General features: G+C 40.4%; 8 protein-coding genes and 1 pseudogene. 1 reads left to right on the top strand and 8 read right to left on the bottom strand.

The features are described from left to right. Nucleotides 1-25 precede the first annotated feature (25 nt). The 3 genes from CDG76_RS15440 to CDG76_RS15430 all read right to left on the bottom strand — a co-directional run bounded on the left by CDG76_RS15440 (nt 26) and on the right by CDG76_RS15430 (nt 5,496). Nucleotides 26-1,006, bottom strand: coding sequence for a magnesium transporter CorA family protein (locus tag CDG76_RS15440; RefSeq protein ID WP_094349857.1), 981 nt, complete (start codon nt 1,004-1,006; stop codon nt 26-28). A gap of 220 nt (nt 1,007-1,226) precedes the next feature. Then, entirely contained in the window at nt 1,227-3,287 is a 2,061-nt protein-coding gene (locus CDG76_RS15435; RefSeq protein ID WP_094349856.1) for a tetratricopeptide repeat protein, read from the bottom strand. Between the two features lie 367 nt (nt 3,288-3,654). Then, a complete protein-coding gene (locus CDG76_RS15430) occupies nt 3,655-5,496 on the bottom strand; it encodes an aspartate kinase (RefSeq protein ID WP_094349855.1) in 1,842 nt (613 codons plus the stop codon). Between the two features lie 279 nt (nt 5,497-5,775). Here CDG76_RS15430 and CDG76_RS39615 point away from each other — a divergent pair. After that, a pseudogene (locus CDG76_RS39615) lies at nt 5,776-6,962 on the top strand (ISAs1 family transposase). Nucleotides 6,963-7,066: 104 nt separating this feature from the next. On the opposite strand, the gene CDG76_RS15415 reads toward CDG76_RS39615, so the two are convergent. The 5 genes from CDG76_RS15415 to CDG76_RS15390 form a co-directional block, all read right to left on the bottom strand. Continuing rightward, nucleotides 7,067-7,636 (bottom strand): Uma2 family endonuclease, encoded by a 570-nt coding sequence (locus tag CDG76_RS15415; protein WP_094350016.1) that lies wholly within the window; start codon nt 7,634-7,636, stop codon nt 7,067-7,069. A gap of 46 nt (nt 7,637-7,682) precedes the next feature. Next, entirely contained in the window at nt 7,683-7,898 is a 216-nt protein-coding gene (locus CDG76_RS15410) for a hypothetical protein (protein WP_094349854.1), read from the bottom strand. Beyond that, complete coding sequence (locus CDG76_RS15405; protein ID WP_094349853.1) at nt 7,888-8,328, bottom strand: PIN domain-containing protein; 441 nt, start codon at nt 8,326-8,328, stop codon at nt 7,888-7,890. The genes CDG76_RS15410 and CDG76_RS15405 overlap by 11 nt, the downstream gene beginning before the upstream one ends. A gap of 622 nt (nt 8,329-8,950) precedes the next feature. Beyond that, the gene (locus CDG76_RS15395; RefSeq protein ID WP_094349851.1) at nt 8,951-11,839 is read right to left on the bottom strand and encodes a tetratricopeptide repeat protein; all 2,889 of its coding nucleotides are present in this window, start codon (nt 11,837-11,839) and stop codon (nt 8,951-8,953) included. Between the two features lie 4 nt (nt 11,840-11,843). Next, a complete protein-coding gene (locus tag CDG76_RS15390; RefSeq protein WP_094349850.1) occupies nt 11,844-12,305 on the bottom strand; it encodes a hypothetical protein in 462 nt (153 codons plus the stop codon). Nucleotides 12,306-12,730: the final 425 nt, after the last annotated feature.

The raw sequence follows: 12,730 nt of genomic DNA, 5'->3' as shown, positions 1-12,730 counted from the left end.
CTTTTTATTAATAACTTTATAAATACTACAACCAACGTTGTTTTTTTGCATAGGTAATACTGCCAATTACAATTAATGCCATCATACAGATTACTACAGGATAAGCCCAAGGTTGTTCTAATTCCGGCATATATTTGAAGTTCATACCATAGAAACCAGACAGAAAAGTGATTGGTAGAAATATGCTTGAGAGGATAGTCAGGCGATTAATTCGTTCACCTGTTTTACTAGCAATATTATCGCGTTGAATTTCCATCAATTCTGACATCCAGGCTCTTATAGCTTGATATTCTTGCCAGAGTTTATCAACGTGATGAACCAATTCTTGATTGAATAGTTCTTTTACTGGCTGGCCTATCCATTGGAAATCTTCATTATCCATAATAGCCATAAGTAACTTGATGCTTTGAAAATTACGGCGTCCAGAACGAGTAGATTGCCTCATTGTGGCAATTTTTTGGTACGTTGATTCATCACCAGAATTGTCTAAAACTTCATCTTCTAAATCATCAAGTTTTCTAGAAATATAGGTAAAGACAGTTTCGTAATTATTCAAAATATCTTTAAATATGAGATAAAAAAGATAGTCGATGCCGCATTTTTGAATATCTAGAGTTCGCTTTTGGAGATTATTAGCTAAAATACTTAAAATTTTGAGTTCTGTGATTTCAAAAGTTATGATAAAATTATTTCCAACTACAATGTTGCCACGTACAACCTCAAACTCATTATTTTTGATTTGAGAACTTAGGATTTCATAGCTGTCAAATAAACAATCTTCTACGTCTTCATCAATTCCTACAGGGGAATGGTTGAAAATCATGTTAACACGAGATGGATTTAGTCCAAAGTGCTTGATAATTTTGGCTGTTCCAGTGCGATCGCGGAAGTGAATACAACGCAACCAAATATTATAAGAACCATCAATTCTTTTCAGTACCGTATCGACATCTCTATGGGTGAAGATTTCCAGGTTATCTGGATGAAAAGTCAGGAGAATTAGCATATAGCAATCCTAATTGAGTCGTAATAAAATACTGTGACTCATGGTAATTAATCAGGACTTTAGTCCTTGTTTTATAAGCACTTTAGTGCTTACTACAAACCATCAAAACTAGTTTGATAAAGTAATAGTTGTAAATTTGTAAAGTAAAACACATTTAAATAGCACAATCACTCTCTAAGAGTTTTGACTGTTGATAGTCAACACTATATTGAGTGGTGACTCAATTTTTTTCTATTTTCCCAGATTTCGGGCGCGTAGTTGGCGCTGGCGCTGAATTATTTTGCAGAATTGCAATTTCCCGCCGTGCATCTTGATAACTATCTTGTTCCCCTTGCTGTTGGAATAGTTTTGCAGCTTTTTTGAAGTCTGCGATCGCACCTGGTTTATTTTTCTGCTTGGTGCGAATCACGCCCCGGTTATAATAGGCTAAGGCATTGTTAGCATTAATTGCGATCGCTCGTGAATAATCCTGATTTGCAGCTTTTTTATTTCCCAGTTCGAGATAGGCGTTACCACGGTTATTGTAAGCTGCTACATTATTAGTATCTAGTTTTAGTGCTGCGGTGTAATCTTCAATAGCACCTTTATAATCTCCAAAAGAAAAGCGGTGAATACCTCTGTGAATATAAGCTGCAATAAATTTCGGGTCTATCTGTAAAATAGTATTGTAATCTTCAGTCGCTTCTACATTATTTCCCAGATCGCTGTAAATATCACCACGATTCAGATAAGCTTCTATGTATTTTGGATTGATGTTGATTGCATCTGTGTAATCTTTAATTGCTTCATTTTTTTGTTTATTAATAGATTGAGTTAAACCCCTTTGATAATAAGCTTTGGCATCACTAGGATTAATCTTAATTACTTTATCAAAATCTTGGATTGCTTCAAGTCTTTGTTTGAGACGACGGCGAAAGATACCTCGTTGCAAGTAAGCTTCGGTATATTGAGGTTTAAGAGCGATCGCTTTGCTAAAATCTTCAATTGCACCTTTATTATCCTTCAATTGAACACGAGCTAATCCTCGCCCATAGTAAGCATAAGCATCTTTAGAATTTAACTTAATTGCTTGAGTATAATCTGCGATCGCTTCTTTGTATTTGCCTAATGCCGAAAAAGCAAATCCTCGGTCAAAATAGGCATTAGCATCTTGAGGATTAAGCACAATAGCTTGGCTAGAGTCTGCTTGTGCTTGCTCGTAGTCTCCTAATCGATAATAAGCATCACCCCGCCTATTATAAGCTAAAGCGTTTTGCGGATCTAATTTAATAGCCTGATTGAAATCTTCAACTGCTCCTTCATAGTTTCCTGACTCATATTTATTTACTCCCTCTTGGTATAATGTCTTTTGAGCATCACTCACAAGTTTTGGCGATCTCAATTGCCACGCTGCAACACTAAGGGTAATACATCCAGCTATCCCTGCTAGAACTAGTAATAATTTTTTCTGATGCTGTTTTTGTTGATTGTCATCAACATTTATGAACTTTTTCAGGTCGTCTAAAACTTCCGTTGCATACTGGTAGCGCTTACGGTAGTCAAAACGCACCATCTTATTAATAATTTTTGCTAATCTTCTGTTAACTTTGAGATTTTTATCGCGCCAAACTATTTCACCAGTCAGCTTATTTTTCTGACTTCGTAAATTAGATATTTCCTTTGTAGGTAAACCTTTCAGGGCTGCGATCGCAACGATACCTAAAGCATATATATCACTGTTGTATTTGAGGTTGCCGTTAATTTGCTCTATAGGCATATACTCGGAATTGTCAACAGTATTATCGATCGCTTCATTAAAAGTACCCAAATTAATCAAAACTAACTTTTTATCTGATTCCCGACGAATAATATTTGCTGGTGTAATATTCCGATGAATTATGCCATAGCTATGTACAACGACCAAAGTTTCTAATATCTCTGACAAAAGACTAATTACTTGGTCTTCCTTGAGAAGTTCTCCCTGGATAATTTCGTCAGTTAAAGGATTACCAGTTATGAATTCTTGGACTAGATAAAATTCTTCATTTTCTTCAAAAGAAGCAATGAGCTTTTGAATTTTATCGTGTTTTTGTCCGAGTTTTTCTAAAGTTGCTGCCTTATTCGTAAATAAGCGGCGTAGGATTGTTAAAGCTTGAGGATTGCTATTAGTAAGAGATAACTGCTTTACTATAAATTCTTTACCATTAAGATTAACATCTTCAACTAGATAGGTTTTCTCTTTTTCCCCATCATTGAGAATTTTTAGTATTTGATAATGTCCATCTAGTAAATGACTATTCATCAATATAAATTATAGTCTGATAAATTGTTCGATTATAGCTTACGTGTTATTACTCCTGCTTTTAAAATATAAATATTTATTATTAAGCAACTTCAAATGAGATCGAGGTGTGGGCTGCTACGGCGTGTATATTGCAAAGTCCCTCTCCCAAGAAGCTTGGGAGCTACGGTGTATACACAAGTCTGAAATAGCTGAGTAACCAAGGTTTTACCCCACCCTAACCCTCCCCTTATAAAGGGGAGGGAACTAGATTTCTGTTTCCCCCCTTTATAAGGGGGGATTAAGGGGGGTAAATCCAGGGTTTTGGTGTACACTGTAGCCCAAGCTTAGGAAAGGGATTTAGGATGAAAGCTCATTGATTCAGGTTTTACGCTGGTACGACAAATTTCTCGCTACCAGCCAGTTCAAAGGCTGCATGAATGGCTTGCAAAGCTTTAACACCTTGCTCTTGCGCCACAACACAACTAATTTTGATTTCTGAGGTGGCAATCATTTGAATGTTGATTTGTTGTTGAGCTAAAGCTTCAAACATTTTAGCGGCAATACCTGGTTGTCCTACCATACCTGCACCGACAATACTCACTTTAGCGATCGCACTATCTAAAACAACTTCACCCCATCCTAACTCTGCCGCTACTTGAGTAAGCATTTTTTTGGCACTTTCCCCATCTATGCGCGAGACTGTAAAGGCAATATCTCGTCTGGGAACACCATCAATCACCCGGCAACGCTGAGATTGGATAATCATATCAACGCTGATATTATGCTGCGCTAATAATCCAAACAACTTCGCCGCCATCCCCGGACGATCTGGCAATTGGCGAATAGCAAGACGCGCTTGATTCAAGTCGAGGGCGACACCGCGAACGGGAGGTGGAGAGTGAGGAGTTAGGAGTGAGGAGTTAGGAGTAAGAAATTCTCCCCTGCTCCCTGCTCCCTGCTCCCCTGCCTCAATCTCAAAGGCGGTACGGAGTGCTAAGACGGCGCGATCGCATTCTGCGGCATTGACTACACAACTTACTTTCACTTCGCTGGTGGAAATCATTTGAATGTTCACGCCAGCTTCAGCTAATGTGGCGAACATCTTTGCAGCTACCCCAGGACGGCCAATCATTCCTGCGCCTGCGATGCTAACTTTGGCAATGTTATGTTCTACCATTACCTCGGCTTCGTCAAACTTGGGGTTAGATTGATTCCTCAGTGCTGGGGCGATCGCTGTTGCTACTGCTTCTGCCCGTTTTAATATTGGTGTTGTCACAGTGAAGGCAATGTCATTACTGTTACCTTCATGAACTGACTGAATAATCAAATCTACGTCTACTTTTTGCCGAGAAATTTCGCCAAATAACCTAGCTGCCACACCTGGTTTGTCGGGTACGCGCAACAAAGCGACCTTCGCTTGGTCAGTGTCAAATTCTACATGATCTACTGGACGGGCAATTTCTAGATTGATTAGCGATCGCCCTTGGGGTTTGGCTGATGTCACCCAAGTCCCTGGTTGATCTGTCCAACTAGACCTAACTACCAGGGGAACACCATAGTTACGGGCAATTTCCACAGCACGGGGATGCAGCACTTTTGCGCCCAAACTAGCTAATTCCAACATTTCATCGCAGGTGATGGCATCCATCAACTGGGCTTCGGCAACTAAGCGGGGGTCTGTAGTGAGAATACCTGGAACGTCTGTATAAATTTCGCAAAAATTCGCTCTTAATGCGGCTGCGATCGCCACTGCTGATGTGTCAGAACCACCGCGCCCCAAAGTCGTAATTTCCATCTCTCCGGCGCTGGATGTGCCTTGAAAGCCTGCTACTACAACTACTTTACCTGCATTTATGTGGCGAGTTAGGCGAGTAGTTTCAATATGCAAAATCCGAGCGCGGCTGTGTTCAGCTTCAGTAACAATTCCTACCTGAGCGCCAGTCATGGAAATTGCGGGTTGTCCGAGTTCCTGCAAAGCCATACTGAGTAAGGCAATAGTTACTTGTTCGCCTGTGGAAAGCAGCATATCCATTTCCCGGCGGTTAGGATTTGGAGAAATTTCATTAGCTAGTTTGACGAGTCCATCGGTGGTTTTGCCCATTGCTGAAACCACTACTACCAGAGAGTTTCCAGCTTGGACAGTTTTATAAACACGCTGTGCGACAGCTTGAATGCGTTCCACTGAACCGACAGATGTACCACCGTATTTCTGAACTATGAGCGCCATAACTTTTTTTTAATCAATTGTGCCTGTTTTCATCAACGCTTCCACCTGGTTAGGAAGCCTTCAAGGCTTATCAGTTATATAGTTTACTAAATATTGCGTCGAATACCCTATCATAATCAAATCTGGGTAATTAGTTATGATTCTCACAGTCATTGCACCCCACCCCTTAATCCCCTCCCCGCTTNGCGGGGAGCAGGGTGGATTAATTGTCGAGAGAGAAAATATAACATGGAAGAATGATTCCTTGAGAAAAAGACCAAAACCAGAGGAAAGTTGGGAATGAATTTAATCGAAGCAATTCAAGGGGTTCCCGATTATCGACATGCCAGAGGGATTAGACATAGACTTTGGATAATACTAACTATAGTTTTGTTAGGTAGTTGCACAGGATATTGGGGATATAAACCTTTAGCTGAGTTCACTAAAAATCATCGATTATCCCTAATCAAATTATTAGATTTATCTCCAGATATTCAATTTCCGTCAGCATCAACATTTAGAAATATCATGATGTCTATTGATTTTCAGATATTAGCTGAACTGTTTAACGTCTGGGCAGAAAATAGTTTGCCAATTAATCACAAAGAATTATTTGCCATCGATGGTAAATGTATTAAAAGTACTGTCACAGGGGGAAATAAATCTTATCAAAACTTTGTGAGTATCGTTTCAGTTTATAGTCATCAGCAAGGATGGGTAGTCAGACATCAAGCTATGGAGAATCACGCTCATAGTGAGATTAGTGTGGTAGAAGAGCTAATTAAAACACTTTCTGGGTATCATGTCGTGATTACAGCAGATGCGCTACATTGCCAAAAAAAACTGTTGAGTTAATTATTGAGGGAGAAAATGACTACATTATTACTATTAAAGGAAACCAGCCAAATCTGCTGAAAGTAGCTACTGAGCTAGCTGAATCCTCAATCGCTATCGATACCAATCACCATTATGAAAATTTGCATGGACGAAAGACCACTCGTCAAGTCAAAGTCTATCCAATTCCATCTGAGTCATTACCTGATTGGGTTGCCGCTAAAAGTTTAGTTGAGGTTAACAGACATGGAACTCGACCTCAAGGAAAGAAAAGTCGTCGTCAGATTGTTGATTATCATGAACGACACTTTTATTTGAGTAGCTTAAATTGTTCAGCCTCAAAATTCGCTCTCCTTATTCGTGGCCATTGGTCAATCGAAAATCAACTTCATTGGGTCAAGGATGTAACTTTAAATGAAGATAACTGTATTCATACTGGCGGTTTTTCACCAGCTAATTGGGCGATGGTCAGACAGTTTTTAGTTTCCCTCGCTCGTCAGTTACATTGTCGGACTCTTCCTGAAGCGTTAAGGCTGATGGCTAACCAACTTCAAATGATTTTTGATGCGCTATTTGAGCACTTTGACTTCTCTTCCAGAATACCTATGAGTCCAACGGTCGAGTCAGAAAACTTTTTCTCTCTCCACAATTAATCCACCCTGCCTCCCCGCTTGCGGGGAGGGGAGACAAAGCACAGCTTTGGCGGGGTGGGGTTCTTCGGATTTAATTAAGTAATTAAGCAAAAATGAGATCATAATTATTCAAAAACTACATCTTCGTAAAGTGCTGCCATCGTTTCCTCAAAATCCACGCTGTTGAGTCGAAATGATTGATGCTCTGCTGTGTAGGATTGTAAAACCCATAACCCTTGCTCATTGCGGCGAAAACACTCAACTCGCTGACGTTTTGTATTAATTAAAACATATTCTTGCAGACTTTCGAGTGTTTGATAATCGGCGAATTTGTCGCCTCGGTCAAAGGCTTCGGTAGAATTAGATAAAACTTCGATAATTAAACAGGGAAATCTTTTATAACCTGGGGTTTCTCGATCTCGTTGATCGCAAGTAACCATCACATCAGGATAATAAAAGCGATTCAGAGATTCGATTCGGGCTTTCATGTCAGCCATGTAAACACGACAACCAGAGCCGCGCACATGATTACGGAGGAACGTAGCAAGGTTTCCAGCTATGGTTACGTGTGCATCAAGCACCTCAGCCATTGCATAAATATAGCCGTCTATATATTCATGCTTGATATCGCTCTGTTCCTCCATTTGGAGGTATTCTTCAGCAGTAAGATAGTTTTGTTGGGGCGAGGCTATTATCATAAGTTGAAACTTTAATTTATGAATATAGGCTTTATTCTAGCGGTTACTTACTTTCATCATCTTGATATTCTTTGATTTTGGCATATAAGCTGGCAACCGTTTCTTTAGCAAATAGTTTTTCTTTAACTTGCAAATAGTCACCTTGACTTAGTTTACAAGCTGCCCAAAACTTCATTACCTTCGATGGTTCTAAATGAGTGAGCAAAACCTGCATAACTTCTTGTAAATTTTCTTGTTCGTTAATAACTTTAATTTCCATTGTCTACCTCAAAAATAAAATTAGTTGGGTTGATCACCAAAAGCGATAAATCTTGGCATCGGTTGATTAATCTCCGATCGCAAGTAACAAAATAATTACTTTGGGAAGCCTCTGCACAAGCTACATGAAGTGCATCGATAGGTTTAATTCCTTGTTGTTCTAGTTGTTCTCCTCTCACTCTAATATTTTCATCTACTAATACTCTCAAGACAGCTATTTGTAAATATCGCTGCATCGATTGCTGATTTATAATAAAAGGGTTACGGCTATTTTCATATTCTAGAACTGAAGAACTAACTAATTCTATTAATCTTGCCTCCACCATTTGTAAAATTAAGATGATAGCTTGTGTTTCTAGAAATATTTTTGGCTGTGTTTGGTCGTCAAACGGACGATTATAAATACTGGTATCTAGATAAACCCTGGTCATATAGCTTTTTTACAACTTTCTCTCAAGAAAAGCGTAGGCGTAGCCCGTCGTAGACATCGCCTCTAGCAGTGCAATCCACGCGTAGGCGTAGCCCGTCGGAGACATCGCTCGTAAATTTACACTTCTTTTCTAGAGCATCGCCAGCTTTCGGCTCAATGATATACCAAAATGAATGCGTGAATTACTCAAATAAGTAAGCAAACTGGGGTTTGAGTAAGTAAAAGCTGCTTTTGCTTGCGGAAAACACCAAAATGAGTAAGCAAACTGGGGTTTGAGAAAACAAAAGCTTATTTTGAGAAAGTCAAAGCTCATTTTGCTTGCGGAAAACACCAAAATGAGAAAGCAAACTGGGGTTTGAGTAAGTAAAAGCTTATTTTGCTTGCGGAAAACACCAAAACGAGAAAGCAAACTGGGGTTTGAGAAAGTAAAAGCTCCTTTTGAATAAGTAAAAGCTCATTTTGAGTAAGTCGAATGGCATTTTTACTTAGTTCAATATGAATTTTAGTCTAGGCGATACCTTTCCTTCGGAACGCTACGCGAACGGTGAGCTTCTCTATGAGACGCTTCGCGAACGCTAACGCACTTTTCAGTTTTATTACGGTACGCTTTGCACAAAACTAGCTTATTCTGGATTTTGGGAGAGGCGATCGCGTAGATATGCTAAATTTTCACGCACAGTAACAGTATTAGGATGATTTGCGCCTAACCGTCGCTCCAAAATATCTAATGCTTGAATGAAAAGGGGTTCGGCTTCGCTGTATCTTCCTTGGGATTCATAGAGTCCAGCCAGATTGTTGAGGGTTTGTGCAACATCAGGATGTTCCTCTCCAAACAAGCGTCGCTTTAGTTCTAAAGCTTGCAAGTAGAGGGGTTCAGCTTCGCTGTATTTTCCTTGAGAGTTGTAGAGTTCCGCCAGATTGTAAAAGCTAGTAGCAACATCAGGATGTTCTTCACCCAGCAAGTGTCGCCTTAGTTCCAAAGCTTGCATGAATAGGGGTTCGGCTTCGCTATATCTTCCTTGGGAATAGTAAAGTACTGCTAGATTGTTAAGGGTTTGTGCAACATCAGGATGTTTTTCACCCAGCAAGTGTCGCCTTAGTTCCAAAGCTTTTTGGTACAAGGGTTCGGCTTCGCTGTATTTTCCTTGGGAATCATAGAGTCCCGCCAGATTGTTAAGGGTTTGTGCAACATCAGGATGTTCTTCACCTAGCAAGCATCGCCTTAGTTCTAAAGCTTGCAGGTACAGGGGTTCAGCTTCGCTGTATCTTCCTTGGGAATAGTAAAGTACTGCTAGATTGTTGAGGCTTTGTGCAACATCACGATGTTCCTCACCCAGCAAGCATCGCCTTATTGCCAAAGCTTTCTGGTACAAGTGTTCGGCTTCGTTATATCTTGCTTGGGAACGGTAGAGTGCTGCTAGGTTATTGAGGCTTTGTGCAGTATCGGGATGTTCCTCTCCTAGCAAGCGTCGCCTTATTTCCAAAGCTTTCTGGTACAAGGGTTCGGCTTCGTTATATCTTCCTTGGAATTTATAGAGTGCTGCTAGGTTGTTAAGGCTAAGTGCAACATCTAGATGTTCCTCTCCCAGCAGGCGTTGCCTGAGTGCCAAAACTTGCAGGTAAAGGGATTCTGCTTTGTTATATCTTCCTTGCAAGTGGTAGAGATTAGCCAGATTATTGAGGTTTTGTGCAATATCTGGATGTTCTTCTCCCAGCAAGCGTCGCATTAGTAACAAAGCTTGTTGATATAGGGGTTCAGCTTCACTGTATTTTCCTTGGAAGGTATAAAGAATAGCTAGATTGTTGAGGCTAAGTGCAACATCAGGATGTTCTTCTCCCAACAAGCGCCGCGTTAGTACCAAAGCTTGTTGATATAGGGGTTCAGCTTCGCTATATCTTCCTTGGGAATTGTAGATATTAGCCAGATTGTTGAGGCTAAGTGCAACACCTGAATGTTCGTCTCCTAGCAAGTGTCGCCTTATTTCCAAAGCTTGCTGGTACAGAGGTTCGGCTTTGCTGTATTTTCCTTGACAACGGTAGATTGCTGCCAGATTGTTGAGGCTAGTAGCAAAATAAAGATGTTCCTCACCCAAGCGTTGTTTAGTTATTTCTCTGCACTTTTTACACCAAGGTAAAGCCTGATCATACAAACCCTGACCACCGTAAAACCAGGCATTACCAATAAAAGGCAAAGTTAAATCATCATCGCTGACGTATTGAATAAGATTGTTCGCTACTTCAGCTATATGAGGTATTGCAGGTGTAGCATCGGTAATTTGGTTAAGGGTGGGAGTTTCAGGAATCTCGTCGGCAATTTCTACCATTATCCGACAAAGCGATCGCTTTAATTCTTCCACTTGACTGAACTCAGCTTGCTTGAGTTGAAAAAATTCCCGAATGAGTTGATGTAGTTGGTAGCTGTCCTCACCTTGAAGCAGATGCAAACTCTCTAACTCAACTCTGCTATCTTCCAACTGTTCAGCATCTTTCGTCGTTTCTACACTTTCTACCAGTCTCCAGGGAATAGGAGCTAAAGCAAATAAACTCAATAAAACACCTAACTCCTTGGCATCATTACTTAATTCTTCCCAACTTAACTCAAAAGCTGCAATCACACCCCGCTTAACATTTAGCGTCCAAGTACGGTCTTTTTCATCCAGCGCTAAAGCTTTATGACTTAACGCCTTCCCTTTTGCGTCCAACCGTTGCACCATTTCCGCCAGAGAGATTCTCCGCTTTTTCACATACCTCCCCACCAAATTCAGCGCCAAAGGCAAACAACCTAAACGCTGACAGATTTCTTTGGCATCTTCTAATTCATGTGCGACTTTTTCTGCTCCCACCCACTCTTGTAAAAGTTCCAGTGCTGCGGACTCACTTAAAACATCTAGAGTAAATGACTGGGGAAAATCTAACTGTAACCTGGTGGTAATTAGCAGCTTAAAGCGGGGTGATTGTGGTGGTAAATATTGCTCTACTTTGGGGAAATCGTTGACATCATCCAGCACTACCAACACATCCCCATCGTGCCAGTGTGACCAACAGAAATCAACTTTCTTTAGGAAATCCAAATCTTCTGGTAGTTTTAGTCCTAACTTGGCTATGGCAAACTCCAATATCTGAAGCCCAATATCTTCATCTCTAGCGCGTAACCAACAGATACCACCTGGGTAAGTGTTGAGTAGCAGGTGAATCAGTGCATACTCAATTGCTAACTCTGTTTTCCCGACTCCTCCCATACCCTCAATAGCAGCAACTACCACTTGAGAACTGTGTTGTAGTCTTTCGTGCAGATGTACTAAAGTCTCAGCACGTCCGACAAACTTGACTATGCTACCACGAGGAATATTTTGAGGAATTTCTTTAGGCTTAAAAGATTCGTGCTGATAAATAAAGACCAGCAAATTGTCGATTATTGTTTGGGTAATATTGCCTGTAGTCAGATTGCCGCCTACTTGTACATTCTGAAGAATGCTCTGGAGAATTTCTTCTGGGCTGCGATTTTCGCTCATGATTTTAGGCTTTCATATTCACATTACCAAGGTCAAGATCGTCGCCAAATTTAGCATCAACCACCGCTTCTTGATTCACTGAACCGTCTCTTGTTGCTCCTAAATTTATATCGCCGACTTTAGCCTTACCTTTTACCTCAACTCCCTTGAGAACAATTTGATTAATCGTTTCGTTTGATTTAAGTTGCGTCATTAATTCTTGTAACCGATTGGCAAAGGCTTCATCTTCCTGCATTTGTGTTTCCAATTCATCTTGGAACTTTGCGGTATTCTTTTCTATAGGATTTTCTTGCGCTCGTGTCAGTAGTCCTTCAGTTCCCGCAGTTTGGAACTTTTCACGAATAGCACTCAAGAGTTGAGCAACTTTTTCTGAAATACCTTTTCCTAAAGCTTTCCCACTTTCTTTGAGGGCTTCTGAGAAAATAAGAGTTGCAATTCCAGCCGCCGTCAGTGTTATAGGTTCCATAAATTTAGTAAATTAGTAATGAAATACGACATCGCACAGGAAAATACAAATGCAGTTATGTCTATTTCGCAAATATATAACACACATTTAGCAATTAACCCCCATATCACGCCTTGCAATCAATTACAAGGCTAATAGCCCAACTCCACTTTAGTGGACTAAAACTTCTCAGTCTTCTTTAGAAGACTTTAGCTATTAGCCATAGGTTTTTAACCTGTGGCGGGTAATGCAACAGATGCAATATCTCAGACTTACAGACTTGAGTTTAATAGGTTTTAGATGAGCGATGTCTCCGATGGGCTGTTTGCTGACGCAGTTGCTGTCAGTGATGCTGGCTGTTTCTAAGAGGATGTTTGAAAAGTATTTTTGGTAACATCAAAGCCTCGGAAACCTAACCCCCCTAGCCCCCCTTCCCTAAGGGAATG

The sequence above is a fragment of the Nostoc sp. 'Peltigera membranacea cyanobiont' 210A genome, from assembly GCF_002246015.1.
Taxonomy (GTDB): Bacteria; Cyanobacteriota; Cyanobacteriia; order Cyanobacteriales; family Nostocaceae; genus Nostoc.
This window is presented reverse-complemented; position numbering and strand designations above follow the sequence as displayed.

Excerpts from the sequence above, each read along its gene's own strand:
- CDG76_RS15390 (WP_094349850.1), bottom strand. The coding sequence starts at position 12,305 with ATGGAACCTATAACACTGACGGCGGCTGGAATTGCAACTCTTATTTTC.
- CDG76_RS15430 (WP_094349855.1), bottom strand. The coding sequence starts at position 5,496 with ATGGCGCTCATAGTTCAGAAATACGGTGGTACATCTGTCGGTTCAGTG.
- CDG76_RS15435 (WP_094349856.1), bottom strand. The coding sequence starts at position 3,287 with ATGAATAGTCATTTACTAGATGGACATTATCAAATACTAAAAATTCTC.
- CDG76_RS15410 (WP_094349854.1), bottom strand. The coding sequence starts at position 7,898 with ATGGAAATTAAAGTTATTAACGAACAAGAAAATTTACAAGAAGTTATG.
- CDG76_RS15405 (WP_094349853.1), bottom strand. The coding sequence starts at position 8,328 with ATGACCAGGGTTTATCTAGATACCAGTATTTATAATCGTCCGTTTGAC.
- CDG76_RS15440 (WP_094349857.1), bottom strand. The coding sequence starts at position 1,006 with ATGCTAATTCTCCTGACTTTTCATCCAGATAACCTGGAAATCTTCACC.
- CDG76_RS15395 (WP_094349851.1), bottom strand. The coding sequence starts at position 11,839 with ATGAGCGAAAATCGCAGCCCAGAAGAAATTCTCCAGAGCATTCTTCAG.